Source organism: Bartonella jaculi (genome assembly GCF_039543045.1).
Lineage (GTDB): Bacteria > Pseudomonadota > Alphaproteobacteria > Rhizobiales > Rhizobiaceae > Bartonella > Bartonella jaculi.
Genome location: NZ_BAABIZ010000002.1, coordinates 91,128 through 112,994 on the forward strand (window position 1 = coordinate 91,128; position 21,867 = coordinate 112,994).

Here is a 21,867-nt window from a genome sequence, read left to right on the forward strand (position 1 = left end):
GGAATGTTCAAATACGAAAAAGAAATGTATAAAACCGTGACGTTTATACAGCCAGAAACAAAAGAGTACTTTTAGATATCAAGATTAGCAACATTTAAAGCATTATCTTGAATAAAAGCCCGCCGCGGTTCAACTTCATCACCCATTAAACGGGAAAAGAGTGAATCGGCATCGGTTGCATCATTGATTTTGACTTGTAAAAGAGAGCGACCATCAGGGTCAAGAGTTGTTTCCCAAAGTTGTTCAGCATTCATTTCTCCCAGACCTTTATAACGCTGGAGAGTGATGCCTTTTTTACCATTTGTAAAAATACTTTCTAAAAGACTCATGGGTCCAAAAATATGCTCTGACTTATCTTTACGGTGTAAGAGAGGTGGGATATTATATATTTCTATGAGATTTTGGGAAACGCGATCAATTTGACGTGCGTCGGCTGAATTGATAAGTCCTGCATCAAGGGTAATGACCTCTTTAACTCCACGTAAAACGCGCTCAAAACACAAACTTCCATCTGATGTGTTGTAACCGCTCCAACCACGTTCCATATCATCAGCAATCAAATCAAGACGTTTGGCTACTTTATCCGCTGTTTGTTGTGCTTTTTCTGATGTTGAAAGAGCTTCAGAATTAAAAATACCGGCAATTGCTGCTTGCTCAACAATTGTGCGATCATAGCGTGTATGAAGACCATTTAAAAGTTGGCGTAACACACGAGCGTTTTCGGTGAGTTGGCGCAGATCAGCTCCTGCACGAATCTCTCCTGTTGATAATTCTAAAGTTGTTTCTTCCAGTCCAGAATCAATCAAAAATTCTTCGAATGCTGCTTCATTTTTGATATATTGAGAAGCCTTTCCACGCGTCACTTTATAGAGGGGGGGTTGAGCAATATAAAGATGTCCACGCTCAATCAATTCGGGCATTTGTCTAAAAAAGAAAGTAAGGAGCAGGGTGCGAATATGCGCACCATCAACATCCGCATCGGTCATGATGATGATTTTATGATAACGTAATTTATCCGGTGAAAATTCATCTTTACCAATAGAAGTTCCAAGAGCGGTGATAAGTGTTCCAATCATCTCAGATGAGAGCATGCGGTCGAAGCGTGCCCGCTCAACATTGAGAATTTTACCGCGTAGGGGCAAAATCGCTTGATTTTGGCGTGAACGCCCACTTTTTGCGGAACCACCAGCTGAATCGCCCTCTACGATAAAAATTTCTGATTTAGCTGGATCACGTTCTTGGCAATCGGCAAGCTTTCCTGGCAGAGAAGTGATATCGAGCGCTCCTTTTCGTCTTGTGAGTTCACGTGCTTTACGCGCTGCTTCACGTGCTGTTGCAGCTTCTACCACTTTACTAATAAGCAACTTTGCTTCATTAGGATGCTCTTCCAGCCATACCGAAAGCCCCTCATTCACCAAATTTTCAACAATAGGACGCACTTCAGAAGAAACCAATTTATCTTTTGTCTGCGAAGAAAACTTTGGATCTGGAACTTTGACTGAAAGAATAGCGGTTAAGCCTTCACGGCAATCATCACCAGTCAGGTTAACTTTTTCCTTTTTTGCAATACCTGAAGATTCAGCATAGCCATTAATTTGACGTGTTAGAGCGCTCCGAAAACCTATTAAGTGGGTTCCGCCATCACGTTGAGGGATATTGTTGGTAAAACATAAGACTTTTTCATGATAGGAATCATTCCACCATAAAGCAACATCAACGCTCATCCCATCTTTTTCACTTGCAATGTAAATAGGATCGTTCAACAGCGGTTTTTTTGATTGATCAATATATTTGACGAATTCAACTAATCCACCTTCATAGTGTAATTCGACGGATTTAATGTCAGCATGGCGTTCGTCAACAAGAAGAATATATACGCCAGAATTTAAGAAAGCGAGTTCCCGCAGGCGGCGTTCCAAGGTTTCAAAATCAAATTCAACCATGGTAAAGGTTTCAGAGCTTGGTAGAAATCTGATTTCTGTTCCACTTTCTGCATCGCAATCACCAATGATTTTTAGCGGGGCGTCAGCGACTCCATGAGTAAATGATATTTCATGAATTTTACCATTGCGTTTGATTTGCAGTTTTAGCCAAACCGATAATGCATTAACAACAGAGACACCAACGCCGTGTAATCCACCTGAAACTTTATAAGAGTTTTGATCAAATTTTCCACCTGCATGAAGTTGCGTCATGATAACTTCAGCTGCTGAAATGCCTTCTGTTGGGTGAATATCTGTTGGAATTCCACGTCCATTGTCACGAACAGAGCAAGATCCATCAGCATGAAGTGTGACATTCACAAGGGTAGCATGACCGGCTAAAGCTTCATCAATAGCATTGTCTACAACCTCGTAGACCATATGGTGCAAACCTGAACCATCATCGGTGTCACCGATATACATGCCAGGACGTTTACGTACAGCATCAAGACCTTTGAGAACTTTGATGGAAGCGGCATCATACTCATCACCACATATTGGTGAAGTTATTTCATCACTCATAAAGTTAATCCATTTCTGTGTTCAATTTGCAATATTTCATCAGCTTTTTGTGCGCTTAACATTTCGGCCAGTTATTTATGGAATAACCACATTAAACATTTACCGTATATCAGATTTATATTCAACATCTGTTAATATATAATGGCGTTCAAGAGAGAATGATTTTTGCATAAGCAAATGATGTTGTACCGTACATTGCATTTTGGATTTAGAGAAACGTAATGCAATTTGATAAAAGCCATTTCCATGGATTGTTAATTTTTGAGAAGAAACGAATAGCCACGTGGATTTTTCGCTTACGAGAGGCATGAGATATTATTGCTTCCTTATGATGAGTAAGACTCTGTAGAAAGCCAACGAAGTCTTTTATAGGCGTCCTTTTTGTTTGATATACGATAATTAGCTTTGTAAAAATATGCCGTTCGTTTTGCTTATTTTTGCATAATGCCTAAAAACGGATACGGATGATGTGTTTTTGCGTCATTTGGTGTTGGCAAGAGGAGGATTTTTCTAAAAATTATGAAATAGCATTCGAAGTATATACGGTTAGTGGTTTGTACGCGTTTTTCAGAAGGAAGATAAAAGAGATTTTCTTACTTCAGTGAGGATATTTAAGATAAAATAAAACTGATAACAGCACAAAAGTCTTTAGTTTTACATTTGTGCTAAAAAACGCTTTCTTTCATTATTACTTTCTTTTTTTTGTGCGTTTATTTGATTTGAGAAGATTTATGCAAAAATTCTGATATTACCGCTGTATCCTAAAACACATAGGAATTTTTTTCAGTTTTTTGACAGTTTAAAAACATACCAGCCATTTTAATTTATGAAAGTACCAGATGTTTTAGTTAAGTGCATTAAATAATATTGTGACTAAGCAAGTTGCATTTTAACTTTGAGAAATCAGGAGGGGGGAAAGATTTTGAAAATAAATAAATCTATAGATGTGTTAAATACTCTTATGAAAGCCTTATTGATAGCATGGGTACTCCTCTTTCCATTCTTGGCAAAAGCTGAAACAGCTGGGAGACTCCCCTCTTTTTTTGATTCGCATGAGCATTTGCTACGACCTGATACAACGGGTATAACCCGTTTGCGTTTTGTAACAACTTTTGATTTTCCTCCTTTTAATTTTCTTGACAAAACAGGACGCTTTGCGGGCTATAATCTCGATTTGTTGCGCGCTATTTGCGCAAAATTAAATCTTGAGAAATTCTGTGAAGTGGAAGTTGTTCCTTGGGAAGAACTCGTAGATCATGTTAAAAATGGCGGTGCAGAAGTGATTATCGCTGGTTTAAAAGAAACGATCGAAACGCGTCAAGATCTTGTTTTTACAAAAACTTATCTGCGCTTTCCCGCTCGGTTTGTTGCATCTCGACTTATGAATTTCGATGAGCCAATAAGTGATAAACTTGCACATTTAAGCAGTGGGTTCTTGTTTAAGAGTGCTCACGAAAAGTTGTTTCATAGTTATTTTCCTGAAGCTAAAGGGCAAGGATTTAAAGACAGGGTAGAGCTCTATAAAGCGTTACAGGATCATAAAATTGATCTTATTTTCGATGATGGATTTGCTTTATCTTTATGGTTAAACGATTCAAAGTCCGTTGATTGCTGTCATTTTGTTGGAGGTACTTATATGGCTCCACAACTATTGGGGCAAGGAATGCAGCTTGCTGTTGCAAAAAAGAATGCAAAATTAGTTGATACACTCAATTATGCTCTAAAATCTCTAGAAGATGATGGCAAACTTGCGGAGCTTTATCTGCGTTATTTTCCTGTTAGTTTTTATTGACGCATACTTGTTTTCAGGTAAGAACTGTTAACCTTTCAGTGCCCAATCGATAGGAAATAGCTTCCGCAAGGTGGTGGCGTGAAAGATGGTTTGCTTCGTCAAGATCAGCAATAGTGCGTGCAACTTTGAGAATGCGATGATAGGCGCGTGCAGAAAGGTGCATCTTTTCACTCACATCCCTTAAGAGTTTAGCGGCGTTTTTGTCAGGAATGGCAATTTGTTCGATGATTTTAGCAGGACAATCGCCGTTGGTGCGAATATAGTCAAGTCCCAGTTTAGCAAAACGTTTGGTTTGAATAGCACGGCACCGTGCAACACGTTTTGCAATATCACAGCTTTTTTCTGATTGTTCTGGTTGCATAAGATCCATAGCTGTTAAAGCAGGGACATCGATGCGTAAATCAATTCGGTCGAGCAGAGGACCAGAAATGCGTGATTGATAATCAATTTGACAACGTATTCCTTTAGCACAAACATGGTCTTTTTCGCCTGCCATACCACATCGGCAAGGGTTCATTGCAGCAACGAGTTGGATACGAGCGGGATAACTAATATGGTGGTTAGCACGGGCGATAACACATTCTCCGCTCTCTAAAGGTTGACGAAGAGAATCAAGAACTTGCGGAGAAAATTCAGGCAACTCGTCAAGAAATAAAACACCGTTATGTGCAAGTGAGACTTCTCCTGGTCGTGCTTTAAGACCACCACCAATCATTGCTGCCATGGAAGCAGAATGATGCGGGGCACGAAAAGGGCGGTGGAGTGAAATGGTATTATGGACTGTTTCTCCAGTGATAGAAGCGATCAAAGAAACATCTAAGAGCTCACGGCTATCAAGAGGCGGCAAAATGGAAGGTAAGCGTTGAGCTAACATAGACTTTCCTGCACCAGGAGGACCTACAAACAAAATGTTATGTCGCCCAGCAGCGCAAACTTCTAATGCGCGTTTGGCGGTTTTTTGTCCTTTAATTTCGCAAAGATCTGGAAATTCAGTTTGGATTGTATATTGGCGCGGTTGTGGGCGTTTTTGTATTTGGGTTCCTTTAAAGTGATTAACTATGGTGAGAAGAGTCTCAGGTGCAAGAATGTTCATCTCTGCGTTTGCCCATGCCGCTTCAGGTCCGCATTGATGGGGACAAATAAGCCCTTTATCAAGTGATAAAGCTGTCATTGCAGCTGGTAAAACACCGTTGATGGCGGTAAGTGACCCATCCAGTGATAATTCTCCTAAGATGATGTAATCTTGTGCTACGTCAGGAGGAAGAACTCCCATAGCAAGCATTAAGCCTACAGCAATTGGCAAATCATAATGTGATCCCTCTTTAGGTAAATCAGCTGGTGCAAGATTAATGGTAACCCGTTTATTGGGCATAGAAAGTCCGCAAGCATGGAGAGCTGCTTGCACGCGTTCACGGCTTTCTGCAATTGCTTTATCTGGCAATCCAACAATAGCCATTCCTATTTTACCAGAGGAGATCATAACCTGTACATCAACAGGTACTGCTTCTAGACCGCGAAAAGCAACAGTTGTAACACGTGCGATCATCAGCTTGCCTCCCCGTTTGACTTAGAAGAAACAATCACATCTGCACATAAAAATCAAGAAGTGTCCATATGGTTTTTGGGAGTGAGAGATCTATATACGTGTGCAAGCTTTTGTAATGCAATCATGGATGATAATTTGCACAAATTTAACCATGATAATATGCGGCCAAACAAAACATTTATAATGCACTAAATGAATATGCTAGGAGAAAAGATGGGAGCTGTTTGTGTTGCACAGCAGTGCAGGATTTCGTGAATATAAGGGGGAGGATGACGTTATGCATTTCAAGCCAAAGATGTTGTTTTGTGTGAGCAAACGTGTGAAATATTGCAAGTAGATATATTTATCTTTTTTGTTTGATGTTATTTGTAAAGATGTGAATGTACTAAAGGTATCTGATTTGATGATATGTCGAACGCGGATTTTATTAAAATCAGGAATCGTGCGCTGTGTATTTATGGGGTTATGCTTCGTTTTTGCTTTTCCACAGCCGCTTGCAGCGTTTGAATTTTTCGGCATTCCACTTTTTGGTCAAAAGAAAATAAATTCCTCTTTTGATGTTAATAGTACAGAGAAATTTTATACAGTTGATGTTATTGCATCACCGGGGGCGCCGCCAGATGGTATTAAAATAGTTAAGGCTGTTTCTTCTCTTGTCGCTGATAAAGATAAAGCCTTATCTAGTTCTTCTGGTTTGTTAGCTAAAGCCCGTTCAGATTATCGAGCAATTCTTTCTGCTCTTTATGCTGATGGACGCTATGGTGGTATTATTAGTATTAAAATTAATGGTTTTGAAGCCTCTGATTTGAGTCCTGTGACTCAGCTTCCAGCACAATCCAATATTGTTATTATGATTGATGCTGGTCCACGATATATTTTTAGTGTTGCTGGTATCGATAAAGTTGCTCCATTTGTGAAATATAAAACCAATAAAAATCGCACAATTGGAGAGTTAGGCTATAAAGTTGGGGCTGTTGCCAAATCTGAAACCGTTCTTAAAGCAGAAAGATGGGCGATTGAAGGATGGCGCCGACAAGGTTATGCTAAAGCTAAAATTATTAATAGTGAAGTTATTGCGGATCACGCTACACGTCTCATTGATGCGCAGATAGCGATTGATCCTGGACGAGAGGCTTATTACGGTCCTTTAAGGGTGCGGAATATTAGTAAGGAGCCGCGCGTGGATTCAGCCTATATCGCATGGATGGCAGGATTAAAATTAGGCCAGAAATACGATTCTGACGCGTTAGTCAAAGCGAATGAACGACTTACGCGACTTGATGTTTTTCGTGCTGTAAATATACGTGAGGCTGATACAATTAATCCTGATGGTAGTTTACCGCTTACGCTTGTTGTAGAAGAGCGCAAACCACGACGGTTTGGTGCTGGTGGCAGTTATTCGACATTAGATGGTGCGGGTTTTGAAGCGTACTGGATGCATAAAAATCTTTTTGGTCATGCAGAACGTCTTAAAATTGAGACAAAAATAAGTGGTGTCGGCAGTAATAAGGAGCAATCGTATAATTTCAAGAATTTTGATTATCTTTTTGGAGGTACATTTATAAAGCCCGGTATATTGACTCCTGATACGGACTTTAGAACGGAACTAAAAGTGCAGCAAGATGTCTTAGACAATTACACGACAAAAGCTATCAGAGGAAAATTGGGTATTACACATATCTTTAATAATGATTTATCAGGACAGGTTGCTGTAGAAGTTTCTAATGGTTATTCACGTAATGCTTATTTGGGGAGCCGTAATTTTACAACAATTGGGTTACCAAGTGGTTTGATTTACGATAGTCGTGATAATAAGTTCAATGCGACAAAAGGTTTGTATGGTGAAGCGGTTGTTGAACCTTTTTATGAAATGCGTTTTAGCAGTTTTGTGACAAAAATGACTTTAGAAGGGCGTTCTTATTGGGCGCTGGATGAAAAGGATCATTTTGTTTTTGCAGCGCGAGCAAAGCTTGGTACGATTATTGGAAGCGATGCAGCATATGTACCTTCGGATAGGCTCTTTTTTGCTGGTGGTGGTGGGTCTGTTCGCGGTTACGCATATCGTAATATTGGTATCAAAACAGAAAATAATGCTATTATTGGGGGGCGTGCACTTGTTGAGGGTTCAGCAGAATTACGCCTTTCTTTAAATGATAAGATAGGATTTGTTAGTTTTGTTGATGGAGGTCTCGTAGGGGAAAAGGCGCGTTTTGATTTTTCTCAAAAAATTAAATGGGGTGTTGGTGTTGGAGGGCGTTATATGACAGGTCTTGGTCCTTTACGCGTTGATTTAGCTTTTCCTCTTAAGCGGGAAAAAGGTGATCCTCGTATTGGTTTTTATGTGGGTATAGGGCAAGCATTTTAATGAAAAAAAGTGTGCGTTTATCGATTTTCTTATTTGGACTTTTTTTTCTTCTGGTAAGCACTTTTGTTTTTACGAAAGGAGGCAAGATAACTTCTAGCGAAGCCGCAGCGGATGATCGTTCATGGTTTGTCTCTTTGATTGAACGCAGACTTTCAGCGCCTAATCGGCAAGTTCGTTTACATAATATGCAGGGGACATTGTCTTCTCAAATGTCGATTGATGCCATTACCGTTAGTGATAAAAAGGGCGTTTGGCTTAAAATTACCAATGCTAAAATGGATTGGAATCGTCTAGCTTTGCTTAAGGGGCGCATGGATATTAATGAGCTTTCGGTAGAACAGATTACATTTTTACGCAAACCGTATGGCTCTACCCTTATTCCTGCCATTGAATCGGGAAAGTTCTCTCTTCCAAAATTGCCACTGACTCTTTCTATCAAGACGCTTACAGCTGAGCGTGTGGCGTTTGAACAGAGTCTTTTTGGTTTTTCTACTGATGTCTCCTTAAAGGGACATCTGACTTTGGCTCATGATGACTTTGATGTTGATATAGCAGCGCATCGTTTAGATGCACCAGGTTCTTTTTCTATTCTAACAAAGATATCCGATAGCGACCGTACAGCTAAAATTAATATTTCTGCCAATGAACCGCAAAATGGCATTTTGACTCATGTTTTTAACCTTGAAAAGAGTTCTGCAGTCAATTTTTCTATTAAAGGTGAAGGTACTTTTGATGATTTAGTTGTCAAGCTTTATTTAGAGGCAGATCATCACCCTATTTTAGATGGCAATGTTATTCTTGCAAGTATTTCAGAAGGACATAGTATTTCTACTAAGCTGGTAGGTACGCTTGGCTTTTTAATGCCTCCTCAATATCGTAGTTTTTTCGAATCTGATGTAACGTTGCAAGCAGAAGCAAGAATGACAAAAGAAGGCGTAACACACCTTGATCATATGGTCATTCAGGGAAAAGCAATGAATGTTGTTGCTAATGCTGAAGTAACAGCAGATGGGTTTTTACGGCGGCTTTTTGTTGACGGAAAAATGGCTCTTGATAAGGAAAATGAGTCTGCGCATTTACCAGCATCAGAAGCACAAACGCGTGCCGATAACCTTGCTTTAACCATTGATTATGGGCGTGAAGGGCAACAATCTTGGAGTGGGCGATTTGTTGTGCATCATTTGAAAAATCAAAATGTTCATATTCGTGATGCAATTTTTGATATGGGGGGGGTGAGCGAAAATCTTGATAATGTAGCTTCTCGTCATGTCGGTATCCAAGTTAATGGGACACTTCAGGGGGTTATAAAGGCTAACAGCGCATTGGAAAAAGATTCAAGCCAAACAGTTCATGTGCATCTGGATACAGATATTGTTTCTGGCAAACCGGTTTTGATTCATGATTTTAGTGTTACGGCTCAGGGTTTTTCTGCTTGGTTAAAAGGAAAGATGGATCATTTTGTTTTTAAGGGTGATCTTGGTTTAAAAGCACAAACATTCGTTCTTTTAAGACTGTTGAGTAATAAATTACCTTCTAGTAGCGCAGATATTAAAGCCAAAGGAACGATTGGTTTAATGAGTGGCACTTTTGATCTTGAATTATCAGGGATGGCTAACGATACGAAAATAGGCGTGAAGCCTTTTGATCGTTTATTGAAAGGTAATCTTACTCTTTCGGGTGGTGTTGCTCGAAATACAACGGATTTTGTTTTGCGTCGTTTGGATTTGAAAAATCAATATGCAAACATAAAGGCTGATGGACGTTTTTCAAGTGAGAGCGCTAAGATGGACTTGTTTGCTCAAGTATCTGATCTCGCTATGTTAGATCCGAGAATAAGTGGTGCGCTCACAATTCAAAGTACTGCCAGAGGAAAAAACAGTCGTATAAAGCTTAGAACAAGCGCCCATGTTGCTGAAGCCTTTTTAGTGGGGAAGAAACTTCAAAACACAACACTCACTATGGAGACACTGGTAGATAATACATCGCCAATTACTTCTTTAACAGGTTCTGTAAAAGGTGAAGGAACTTTTGCTAAGAAACCACTGCATGTCTCTGCTTCTTTTGAGGAAGCCAATCAGCTTCGAAAACTTCAGGATATTCATATTAAGGGAGGGAACGCCAAGATAACCGGTAATCTTTCTCAAACAATTGAAGGTTTTGTGAAAGGCGCTTTGCATATTGACGCTGATGATATTTCAGTGCTTGCTGCATTATTTTTGCAGGAAGGTGGTGGAAAAGTAAAAGGAGATTTTCTTTTTGACGAGCAAAATGGCAGTCAAAAAGCCAATCTGGAGGCCCACGTTGATCGTTTAAGTTTTGCAAAGAATAAAATTAAAAAGTTGGAAGTCAAAGCTGATATATTTGATCCTTTTGGCACACCCCAGCTTGAGGGTTTTATCAATGCAGAGAATATTCAAACACCTTTGTTGATGGTTAATCGTTTGAAGGCTCACGCCAATGATAGAAATGGGCAAACAGCTTTTACTGTTCAAACAATGTTGCATGATAATACAAATGTACAGCTCTCTGGTCATATGATTACGATGGGGCTTTCAGAAGGCATAAAACGAGAAATACAGATTGAAACCATGGATGTGAAACAATCTAATCTTCACGCAACATTGCCAAAATTGGCTACGATTGTTTTTGATAAAGATGGCATGGTGATAAATGAATTGGGACTTTCAGTTAATGGAGGCAAGATTGTACTTGCGGGTGATTTTTATGATACCCTAAATCTGCATCTTACAATGAATGCTTTTCCTGTTACTGTGGCCAATCTGTGGAAACCTGATCTTGGAGCTGCTGGTACTTTAACAGGGCAGATTATGATTCGTGGCAGTTTGAAAAAACCTGTTGTGACCTATGATATAAAAAGTGAGGGGCTGACAACCGTTGCTCTTCAAGAAAAGAAAATAACGCCTTTTGTACTTTCTGCTACAGGTAAAATGGTAGATCAAAATCTTACTTTAAATGGAGATTTAACCGGCGATGGGTTGCAAGCGCAACTGCGTGGGGCTATGTCTTTGGGTGAAAATAAGTTTGATTTGCATGTCAATTTACAAAATTTGCCTGCGCATTTAGCGAACGGTTTTATCGAAAAACAAGCGCTTGGTGGAATGGTGACGGGCAAGGTTGATATTGGTGGAACATTGAAAGATCCATCTGCTCATTTTGAGCTTTCTAGCCAAAACTTAACCGTTACAACACATAAAGGGCTTGCATCGATAAATATGACTGCTCGCGGTTCTTATGAAAAATCGACATTTCATATCGAGCGTATTACAGCGACTGGAGAGAAGGAGCTAGATCTCTCTGTAAGTGGACCTATTTCTCTGCAAGATTCAAGAGTTGGATTAAATGTTAAAGGGTTAATGCCGCTTGCTTTTTTGGATCCATTTTTAGCTGAGCGTGGTGCGCATTTAAAGGGCACAGCAAGAATTGATGCCACTCTAAATGGTACTTTATCTCAGCCGCAGTTAATAGGGGATCTTTCTATAGTTAATGGTAGCTTTTTCGATTCAAAAACGAATTTAGGGCTAAATAATATAACCATTGAAGGCAAACTAAATGGCAATCACATCCTTATAGAGAAAGCTTCTGCTTTTTCGTCTGAGGGGGGGGTAGTTTCTGCTTCGGGGCATATTACGAATGATCTACAGCCAGATTTGGTATTTAATCTCGATAACGCCAATTACAATGACGGTTCTATGATTCTTGCAACGCTGTCAGGTAAGATGACAATGACGGGGCATTTTGGGGATAATCTTGTTATTGGTGGTGATATTACAGTTGAAAAGGCTGAAGTTCTTGTTCCTGATCATTTTCAAAATGCGAAATTGCTTGATATTAAAAATAAGAATTTAACCAAACCGATTCAAAAAACACTCGAACGTGCTGATGTTAAAATCACGAACAAAAATCGTGGTATCTCTCAAGAATCTCCCTCTATTGTGCTATCGAATATGCGTATTATGGCGCACAATCAGTTTTTTGTGCGTGGGCGAGGGTTAGATGCTGAACTGGGGGGACGCATTAACCTAGCAGGTCCATTGAATGATGTGCATCCAATTGGTGAATTTAAGATGATTCGTGGACGTTTTGATATTCTTTCACAACGTCTTAATTTTGATCAAGGTCAAGCGAGTTTTAGCGGTAATCTTAATCCTACGGTTTATTTTGTAACCAATAATAATAGCGGTGATATTCGGGTCACTGTAACTGTAAGTGGAACGATTGATAATCTTAATATTAATTTTTCTTCACAACCCAATTTACCACAGGATGAAGTTTTAGCGCGTTTGATTTTTAAGCGCTCTCTTAATGAATTATCACCCTTTCAGATTGCGCAGCTTGCAGCGGCGGCAGCTGAACTTGCAGGAGCTTCTAATACATCCTTATTGAACGCTTTACGGACTAAAATTGGTCTTGATGATCTTGATGTTATAGTTGATGAAAAAGGTAATACGGGCTTGCGTGTTGGACGTTACATACACAATAACATTTATCTAGGTTTTGAAGCGGGATCAAATGGGACGACGAAGGGAACAATTAATTTGGATATTTCGCGTCATCTCAAAGCTAAAGGTGCCATAGGGAATGAAAAGAATTCTAGTTTTGGCTTATTTTATGAAAGAGACTATTAAGGATTGAGGTTTTTAAGGTCCAACTGCTTAGGACATTTGCTTTTTGAATTGGATATTATAAAGCTTTTTGTAAAAGCCATTTTCTTTTGCTAGCAGTTCTTTTTGGGTACCTTGTTCAACCAGTTTTCCGTTTTGGATGACAACGATTTTATCAGCACGAACGATAGTTGAAAGGCGATGGGCGATGACAATAGTTGTACGCCCTTTGGTCAGATGATGAAGTGCTTCACTAACTTGGGCTTCGGTGTGTGAGTCTAAGGCACTTGTTGCTTCATCAAGAATTAAGATCTCGCTATCATGAAGCATTGCTCTTGCAATGGCTATTCGTTGTTTTTGTCCCCCTGAAAGATTACTGCCATTATCACCTATCTGTGTGTCATAACCATTTGGCAACCCCATAATAAAGTCATGAGCATTGGCTGCTTTTGCTGCTTTTATAATATCATTATCACTGGCACCTTCTTTTCCAAGCCCAATATTGTATTTAACAGTTCCTTGAAAAAGAAAAGTATCCTGTCCTACATAGGCCATCAGCTTTCTAAGGGAGCGAAATGTGATGTAGCGGATGTCTTGACTATTTATTAATATACGTCCTTGTGTAGGATCATAAAGGCGCATAATAAGGTTGATAAGGGTTGACTTTCCTGAACCAGAGGGTCCTACCAATGCTGTCATTTTTCTAGGTTCTATTTCTAGATTGATATCTTTCAATACCATCTGGCCATCCGTATATGCAAAAGAAACATGTTCGAAACGAATAGCTCCTTGCGTTTTATCCAGATCTTTAGCTTCTTTATGCTCTATCAATGTAAGTGGAGTGTCGATTATTTCATACATTGTACGGATATTGACTAAACCAGCTTCGATTTTAACACGTACATTTGCTAATCTTTTTGCAGGTTCGTAGGCGAGAAGTAAAGCAACAATAAAAGACATTAATTCACCTTGAACGCCTGCGCGTTGGGTTGCAAGGTAGCCGGAAAAGCAGATAATACCGGCAATAGCAACGCCAGCGAGTGTTTCCATAATCGGATTTGTAATAGCTTGAAGTTTTGCGATACTATTTGCTTGTTTTTCAACCTCACAAATAGCTTGATTCATGCGTTTTTTCATCAGCTTTTCTAATGAAAAAGCTTTAATGACCCGAATACCAATAGTACTTTCTTGCACAATTTTGATAATTTCACCGAGCGAAAGAAGTTCTTTTTCCACAAGACTACGAACACGTTTTAAAGTCATTCGAATACCAAAAAAAGCCAGTGGGCCTACGATTAAGGTAATGGTAATTAACGCAAAATTTTGGATAAACATAACCAGTAACAAACCGCTAACGGAGAGCAAATCACGTACAAAAGTTGTAATAATGATATCAATGACATTACGGGCTGCTGTAGCGTTATGGGTGACACGGACGAGAAGATCGGATGAAGTATTATTTTGGTAAAAGGAAACTCCCTGTTCCATAAGGCGTGCATAAATTTTGCGCTGCTGTTCAGCAACGATACTGTTTCCTGCTTTGCTCAGAAAATAAGTTTGTGCAAAAGTTGCAATCCCTTTGAGAATAAAAATGAAAGCAATGATACTAGACACCAAAACAATCATACTAAAATTTTGTGCATCAATAATATAATTGACAACATCACGCATCAACCATGCGCTGGCTGCAGTTGTGCAGGAAATGATGATCATTGAAAAAATAGCGATGCTGTACCAGCGCACATGTTTATAAAAATTTTCTCGTAAAAGACGGATGATAAGTTGTTTATCAAAAGGGAAAATTTGTTTTTTGCCCATGAAACGCTTCTCTATTTTATCATTGTTTGACGCAAGATTGAGGTACTTTTTATTAAAAACGTTTTACCTTCTTGATAAAGAAGCGCCGTCCTATAGAGATATTAGCGCACAGCGACTACCAATCTTAAAAAGCACCGCAACAATCAAATGCGATGCTTTTAACATTATATTCCTCTGCTCACTCTAGGTAAGTCGCGCATTATAGTGCACTCTATTTTGTCTCCATGAAAAATTATTTAGGAGCTATCACCATCATCATTTGACGGCCTTCGAGCTTTGGCTCAGATTCGATCTTAGCAATTTCATTTGTATCTTCCTTAACGCGTTGCAGAAGTTTCATTCCAAGATCTTGGTGGGCCATTTCACGACCACGAAAACGTAAAGTAATCTTTACTTTATCACCGTTACCAATAAAACGACGGACGGCCCTAAGCTTGACTTCATAATCATGAATATCAACATTTGGACGCATCTTAATTTCTTTGATTTCAATGATTTTTTGTTTTTTGCGTGTTTCAGCTGCCTTTTTTTGGGTTTGATATTTCAGTTTTCCCAAATCGACAATTTTACACACTGGAGGATCTGCATTTGGTACAATCTCAACCAAATCAAGCCCCGCATCTGCAGCCATAGCAAGAGCCTCTTGCGTTGCAACAACCCCTTGATGCTGTCCCTCATCATTGATAAGCTGAACGCAGGGAACCCGAATATCCTGGTTTGAACGTGGCCCATCTTTCTGCGTGGGTGTCATTTTAAATGGTCTGCGAATGATTTATGCTCCTTATTCTGATTCATCTATGACATATTTAATATACAATTATATACGGAAAAACAACTAGAATTCGTTTCATTATTTGATTTATTGCTTTGAGAGTTGACTTGGAAGACGGAGTTTTTTCTTTTATAAGTAAAGATCTTTCATAGAGGAATATAAGAATGAATCTCAATAATTTATGCCAGTTTTTTTCATTTGAAGGTACGGATCTAGCCGTGCGTTATCGCAAAGGTAATGGTTCTCTTGGTTTAGTTTGGCTTCATGGTTATCAATCCGATATGTTGGGAAGTAAAGCGATGTTGGTTGATGATTTTGCTCAGAAGAATAATTTGTCCTGTTTACGTTTTGATTATTCTGGCCATGGAGAGTCTGAGGGTGATTTTTTTCAAGGGACGATTTCACGTTGGGTGAAGGAAAGTTTAGCGATTTTTGAAACCTATTGTGAAGGACCACAAATAGTGATTGGTACCTCTATGGGGGGGTGGATTGCTTTAAGGCTTGCTATGATGCTTGCGCAGAAGAATAAGGCACTTGCTGGTATGGTATTAATTGCACCAGCTCCTGATTTTACACAAACCTTGGTGGAACCAGCATTAGGCCCAGAGGAATGGAAAATTTTGGAAGAAAAAGGATATATTGAACGACCTGCCGTTGGTGATGACGAGCCGATGCCTTTTACAAAAGCCTTGATTGAAGATGGACGAGACAACTGCGTTATGGAGGGGTGCATTGATGTTGGCTGTCCTATTCATATTTTACAAGGGATGGAAGATGAGGAGATACCCTATCAGCATACATTGACTTTACTTAACCATTTGCCTTTACATGATGTAACATTGACACTTGTTCGTGATGCGGATCACCGCTTTTCACGTCCACAAGATTTGGATTGTCTTGAAACAGTCTTAAGGTCATTGGTTGACCGAATTAATGCAGAATAAGAGATAAATTCATTGATGATGAAGACATAATATATGATTGTTTATGAACAGCCTTTTATTTTCTCTGATCGCGTTGTGCCTCTGCGGGTGCGGGAACATAAGCATGCGCGTCGTCTTACATTACGTATTGATGCGAGTAATCAGGAGATTTGTGTAACAACACCACCTGCGATAAGCCGCTGTTCAGTTCAAGATTTTATTGAAAAGCACCGATCTTGGATTGAGGACCGCCTTTCTCGCGTACAATTTTCTCACGAAAATTCTTATCTCAAGGAGGGTATAACAATTCCTATATTGGGTATTGCACATACCATAAGACATAAAGCAGGGCGTGGGATAACAGAAATCGTTGCAGGAGATGTGGGTCAAGAGCCTCAAATTATTGTTTATGGTCAATTAGAACATTTGCCAAGACGTGTTGCTGATGTTTTAAAGAAGCAGGCTGCGCTCATTATAACGCCATTGGTGGGACATTATGCACATAAAGTAGAGCGTAAAGTGAAATCAATTTGTTATAAAGATACTAAAAGTCGTTGGGGTTCTTGTTCAATAAGGGGACGTCTCTCTTTTTCTTGGCGTCTTGTTATGGCACCAAAAGAAATTGTTGAATATGTTGTTGCCCATGAGGTTGCTCATCTTATTGAAATGAATCACGGACCAAAATTTTGGGCTCTTTGTGAAAAACTTTGTCCAGATAGTAAAACGTATCGCGCTTGGTTGAAAGAAAATGGTCATATGTTGCAAGCGATCAATTTTCATTCATATAAGTTGGAAATATAAAAAACCTTATAAAGACAATGTTTTGCGGAACTTTGTGTTGAGCATTTCATTATATATGTGCTTCATCGCATGATGAGCAAGCCATTGAAGCCTCAGCACGATTGTCTTCCCCTGCTTGGTTTGCTGAGTGTCTTCAATGTTTTTACTTTATCTTTTTTGTAATTCAGCTTAATAATCTTTGGGTCACTCTTAAATTCAGATCGGAAGCGCACTTATGCCTGTCCTTACAGATCCACTTCAGCTATTACTGGCGCTTATTCGTTGTCCTTCTGTTACGCCTCATGAAGCGGGTGCTTTATCAAGTTTGGAACAATTTTTAAAGAAGATAGGGTTTTGTGTTGAGCGTCCCATTTTTACAGATAAAAATACAGAAGCTGTTGAAAATCTTTATGCCAAGATGGGGAGAGAAGGGCCACATCTTATGTTTGCCGGTCATACGGATGTTGTGCCGCCGGGTGCGTTGGAAGACTGGAAGTATCCTCCTTTTGCAGGTGTAATAGATCAGGGGAAATTATACGGGCGAGGTGCTGTTGATATGAAAGGCGGGATCGCTTGTTTTATTGCGGCGCTGGCTCGAGTTCTTGAAAAACAGCCTATTAAAGGAACGGTAAGCCTTCTGATCACTGGTGACGAAGAAGGTCCTGCACTTAACGGTACGGTAAAACTTCTCAAATGGGCAGAGCAAAAAGGTGAAAAATGGACCGCCGCTCTTGTGGGTGAACCAACAAGCGTAAAAACGGTTGGTGATGTGATAAAAATTGGCCGCCGAGGATCACTTTCTGGTATTGTTACCGTTAAAGGTCGCCAAGGTCATGTTGCTTTTCCCGAGCGTGCAGCCAATCCATTACCTTTAGTAAGTAAGCTTCTTCAAGCGTTGACACAAACTGCTTTAGATCAAGGCACAGAAAATTTTCAACCAAGTAATTTGGAATTAACAACCATTGATACAGGTAATCCTGCGGTGAATGTTATTCCAGCACAGACGACGATTCATTTTAATATACGCTACAACGATCTTTGGACAAAAGAAACACTTATGAGGGAAGTTGAAGAACGTCTTACATCAGTGCAATCAAAAAATATGCACGATCAATACCCCACCTATCAACTTGAATGGATTCCAAGTTTGGGTGATGTTTTTTTGACCAAAAATGATAAACTTGTTAACACATTATCCAATGCTATTGAAAGTGTAACAGGGAATATACCAGAATGTTCAACGTCTGGGGGAACTTCGGATGCGCGATTTATTAAGGATTATTGCCCAGTGGTTGAATTTGGTTTACCGGGGCAAACCATGCATATGGTGGATGAATGTGTGACTCTAGATGCGATGGAAACTCTCACGGTTATTTATGAACGTTTCATTGTTGATTTTTTTGCATAAAAAGGAAGCAATGGTTTTTTCAACGGCATTTTTGCTACAAATTGAAAACCGTAAAATTATATCACAATTAATATGATGGAGATGAGAATTATAAAGATTTTAGTTTACCAATTGGCTGATGATATGATCAAGAAGGATTCGTCCTTTGTTTGTCGCTTTTAAGCGTTGGTTTCCTATCATTTCTACCAGCTCTTGTTGTTGTAAATCGATAAGCTTTTCCATTGGTAATCCCTTAGTGTTTAAGGTTTCATAACGCGAAAGATCCAGACCTTCGCAGAGGCGTAAACCCATGAGGAGCATTTCATTTGCTTGTTGCTCTGTGGTTAATTGTTCTGTCTCAATGCAGCCGTGTCCCGTAGTTTCTACCAATTCGAGCCAATGCTCGGGATATTTTTCATTTATTGTGACATAACGTTCAGGTTTTTCAATTTGAGAAGCAGGTGCTTTTGAAGAGGCAGGATAGTAATTTGGTGCGTGCTCGATAAAGCGTCCATGGGCGCCTGGACCAAAGCCTGCATATTCGTGATAGCGCCAATAAAGAAGATTGTGCGCTGATTCGGCACCGGGGATTGCATGATTTGAGATCTCATAAGCAAGGAGTCCATGTTGTGCGGTTATTTCTTGGGTGAGGTGATACAGGTCTGCTGCCAATTCTGATGCGGGAAGAATAAGTTTTCCTGCGGCATGAAGCCGTTTAAAGGCGGTTCCTTCCTCGATAGTGAGTTGGTAAAGAGAAAGATGATCTGCTGCCAAATCAATGGCTTGGAAAAGTTCGTATTTCCATTGTTCGAGTGTTTGTTCGGGGCGGGCATAAATGAGATCAAAGGATAAACGTGGAAAGATTTCTCGCGCTAAAGCAATAGCGTGAAGAGCTTGTTCTACATCATGAAGACGGCCAAGTTGTCGTAGTGCTTTATCATTAAGCGCTTGTACACCTAGGGATAAACGGTTAATTCCTGCTGTGCGGTATCCGCGAAAGCGTTCTGCTTCCACACTGGATGGGTTGGCTTCAAGTGTAATTTCAGCTTTATCATTGACCGTCCACTTTTTTGCAATCGCTTCTAATAAGGCATCAACAGTTTGAGGGGTCATGAGGGAGGGGGTACCCCCACCAATAAAAATACTGGTAATATGACGTGGACCTATTTTATGGTATTGTGTTTCTATTTCACGTTCAAAGGCAGCTACGAAACGTGGCTGATCGACCCCATTTACGCGAACATGCGAATTAAAGTCACAATAGGGGCATTTGGCAGCACAAAAAGGCCAATGAATGTAAATGCCAAAAGCTTCATTCATGAGAGTACCAGAAGATTTTCGGCCAAAAGCTTGAAAGCACGCGCACGATGCGAGAGGGGTGTTTTATCGTTGAGTTTCCAGCCATGTTTTTTCTCTGTTGTCATTTCGCCAAAGGTATTTTCATATCCATCTGGTAAAAAGATAGGATCAAAGCCAAAACCTTTATCGCCGCGTGGAGGCCAAGTAAATGTACCTTCAACGCACCCGCGGAAATAATCTGCATGAGCATCAGGCCATGCAATACAGATAACCGATATAAACCGACTTTTTCGTTGTTTTTTTTCATAAGCTCCAATTTTTTGGAGTTCATCTTCTATTTTTTGCATAGCTTTTAAATAATTACGTGTGCCATCGGGTTGAAGAGCAAGGTCAGCTGTATAAACACCTGGTGCACCATCTAATGCATCCACTTCTAAGCCTGAATCATCAGAGAGGGCAGGAAGTCCTGTATTTTTTGCGGCTGCAAAGGCTTTGATATAAGCATTTTCTTCAAACGTTGTTCCTGTTTCTTTTGGTTCAGGCAATCCAAGCTCTTTTGCTGATAGTATTTTTAGACCAAAGGGAGTGATCAATGTACTAATTTCATGCAATTTGCTGGTGTTGTGTGTAGCAATGACGAGTTTTTTAGTTGTTATGCTTCTCATATACATCTCTCTAAATTGAAAGGGGATAGCTATTTTTTGTGCTAAAAACCAGTTTGAACGATCATATAATATAATTTCTGCCAAATTTTACGAGACATAATATTTTTGAATGTTTATTCATATTTCGTTCAAATGACATCTTAGGTATTTGATGAGGACAATAATTGGAAAGACATATAAAAGTATCTTTCTTTTTTATAATAATATTTTTTTTTATGATAAATATGTATTACACTTTTGCACTGCTTTAAACTGTTTGACCAAACCTTGGCAAAACTTATATAAGAAGAGAGTATTTTTGAAGTAGTGAAACAATTGTGATGAAGCACAAACCTATTGATAATGAACTACAATATCTTGATAAGCGTTCACGTGATATCTTTCGTCATATCGTTGAAGCTTATCTCAATGAGGGTGAACCTGTAGGATCACGAAATCTTTCACGGCTTTTGCAACAGACATTATCGCCTGCGACAATTCGTAATGTGATGAGTGATCTTGAACATCTCGGTTTGATTTATGCACCTCATGTGTCTGCAGGAAGAATGCCGACACAATCAGGTTTACGATTTTTTGTCGATGCATTTATGGAAGCGGGTGATTTGCCAATTGAGGAGCGCGAAAGTATTGAAAACCAAGTTAAGGAGGCTGGTCATGCACAATCGGTTGAACATTTTCTCATCCAAGCTAGCCAAGTTCTTTCAGATCTTTCACGTGGAGCAGGATTAGTTCTAGCGACAAAATATGAAGGAACATTGAAGCATATTGAATTTGTGCGCCTTGATGGAGAGCACGCTCTTGCCGTTTTGGTGACTCAACAAGGTGAGGTTGAAAATCGTATTGTTCATTTACCGGAAGGGGTTACCCATGCACAATTGACGGAGGCAACGAATTTTCTCAATGCCCATATTCAGGGGCGAACATTGAGTGAAGCTAAAGAAGAAATTGCGCGTTTATGCTCAGAAACACGGGCTGCGCTTGATAATTTGTCTCATCATCTTGTTGAAACGGGGTTAGCTCTTTGGGGAGGAGAAGGTGCTGATCATAAAATACACCTTATAGTTCGTGGGCGAAGCAATTTGCTTGAAGATGTGAAAGCAGAAGAAGATTTAGAGCGGTTACGACACCTTTTTGATGACCTTGAAACGCGTGAAAGTATGGCGCAGCTACTTGATTTAACGGATGAAGGTTCAGGGGTCCGTATCTTTATTGGTTCGGAAAATAAGTTGTTCTCACTTTCTGGTTCTTCTTTAGTGGTGGCACCTTACTGTGATTCACAACAACGAGTCATCGGTGCTTTGGGGGTTATTGGGCCAACACGGCTGAATTACGCAAGAATCGTACCTATGGTTGATTATACAGCTCAACTTGTTTCGCAGTTATTGCGTTAGAAC

Annotated in this window: 13 protein-coding genes; 7 read left to right on the top strand and 6 right to left on the bottom strand. The window is 39.7% G+C overall.

Going from position 1 to position 21,867, the window contains the following annotated elements; all coding sequences use genetic code 11:
- Nucleotides 1-71: 71 nt before the first annotated feature.
- Nucleotides 72-2,504: a DNA topoisomerase (ATP-hydrolyzing) subunit B gene (gyrB, locus tag ABD915_RS01520; protein WP_345114185.1), complete on the bottom strand. Its 2,433-nt coding sequence runs from the start codon at nt 2,502-2,504 to the stop codon at nt 72-74.
- Nucleotides 2,505-3,426: 922 nt separating this feature from the next.
- Here gyrB and ABD915_RS01525 point away from each other — a divergent pair.
- Nucleotides 3,427-4,296: a transporter substrate-binding domain-containing protein gene (locus ABD915_RS01525; protein WP_345114187.1), complete on the top strand. Its 870-nt coding sequence runs from the start codon at nt 3,427-3,429 to the stop codon at nt 4,294-4,296.
- Nucleotides 4,297-4,309: 13 nt separating this feature from the next.
- Here ABD915_RS01525 and ABD915_RS01530 read toward each other — a convergent pair whose 3' ends face one another.
- Complete coding sequence (locus tag ABD915_RS01530; protein ID WP_345114190.1) at nt 4,310-5,842, bottom strand: YifB family Mg chelatase-like AAA ATPase; 1,533 nt, start codon at nt 5,840-5,842, stop codon at nt 4,310-4,312.
- Between the two features lie 403 nt (nt 5,843-6,245).
- On the opposite strand from ABD915_RS01530, the gene ABD915_RS01535 reads away from it, so the two are divergent.
- On the top strand, nt 6,246-8,207 hold the full coding sequence (locus ABD915_RS01535; RefSeq protein WP_345114418.1) for an autotransporter assembly complex protein TamA: 1,962 nt from the start codon (nt 6,246-6,248) through the stop codon (nt 8,205-8,207).
- Nucleotides 8,207-12,853, top strand: a complete 4,647-nt coding sequence (locus ABD915_RS01540; RefSeq protein ID WP_345114193.1) for a translocation/assembly module TamB domain-containing protein — start codon at nt 8,207-8,209, stop codon at nt 12,851-12,853. Before ABD915_RS01535 ends, ABD915_RS01540 begins: the two co-directional genes overlap by 1 nt.
- Before the next feature lie 27 nt (nt 12,854-12,880).
- Here the strand turns inward: ABD915_RS01540 and ABD915_RS01545 are convergent, their stop codons facing one another.
- Complete coding sequence (locus tag ABD915_RS01545; RefSeq protein WP_345114195.1) at nt 12,881-14,647, bottom strand: ABC transporter ATP-binding protein; 1,767 nt, start codon at nt 14,645-14,647, stop codon at nt 12,881-12,883.
- A gap of 232 nt (nt 14,648-14,879) precedes the next feature.
- Complete coding sequence (gene infC, locus ABD915_RS01550; RefSeq protein WP_345114198.1) at nt 14,880-15,398, bottom strand: translation initiation factor IF-3; 519 nt, start codon at nt 15,396-15,398, stop codon at nt 14,880-14,882.
- A gap of 185 nt (nt 15,399-15,583) precedes the next feature.
- Between infC and ABD915_RS01555 the strand changes: the two genes are divergently transcribed.
- From ABD915_RS01555 to dapE, 3 genes are all read left to right on the top strand, one after another.
- Entirely contained in the window at nt 15,584-16,363 is a 780-nt protein-coding gene (locus tag ABD915_RS01555) for an alpha/beta hydrolase (RefSeq protein ID WP_345114201.1), read from the top strand.
- Nucleotides 16,364-16,396: 33 nt separating this feature from the next.
- On the top strand, nt 16,397-17,143 hold the full coding sequence (locus tag ABD915_RS01560) for a M48 family metallopeptidase (protein WP_345114204.1): 747 nt from the start codon (nt 16,397-16,399) through the stop codon (nt 17,141-17,143).
- 214 nt (nt 17,144-17,357) lie between these two features.
- The gene (dapE, locus tag ABD915_RS01565) at nt 17,358-18,530 is read left to right on the top strand and encodes a succinyl-diaminopimelate desuccinylase (RefSeq protein ID WP_345114208.1); all 1,173 of its coding nucleotides are present in this window, start codon (nt 17,358-17,360) and stop codon (nt 18,528-18,530) included.
- A gap of 99 nt (nt 18,531-18,629) precedes the next feature.
- Here the strand turns inward: dapE and hemW are convergent, their stop codons facing one another.
- Both hemW and rdgB read right to left on the bottom strand, forming a co-directional pair.
- Nucleotides 18,630-19,829 carry a radical SAM family heme chaperone HemW gene (hemW, locus tag ABD915_RS01570; protein WP_345114210.1) on the bottom strand — a complete coding sequence of 400 codons (1,200 nt, stop codon included), beginning with the start codon at nt 19,827-19,829 and terminating at the stop codon, nt 18,630-18,632.
- Entirely contained in the window at nt 19,826-20,473 is a 648-nt protein-coding gene (gene rdgB, locus ABD915_RS01575) for an RdgB/HAM1 family non-canonical purine NTP pyrophosphatase (RefSeq protein ID WP_345114213.1), read from the bottom strand. Before rdgB ends, hemW begins: the two co-directional genes overlap by 4 nt.
- A gap of 320 nt (nt 20,474-20,793) precedes the next feature.
- On the opposite strand from rdgB, the gene hrcA reads away from it, so the two are divergent.
- Nucleotides 20,794-21,864 carry a heat-inducible transcriptional repressor HrcA gene (hrcA, locus tag ABD915_RS01580; protein WP_345114215.1) on the top strand — a complete coding sequence of 357 codons (1,071 nt, stop codon included), beginning with the start codon at nt 20,794-20,796 and terminating at the stop codon, nt 21,862-21,864.
- Nucleotides 21,865-21,867: the final 3 nt, after the last annotated feature.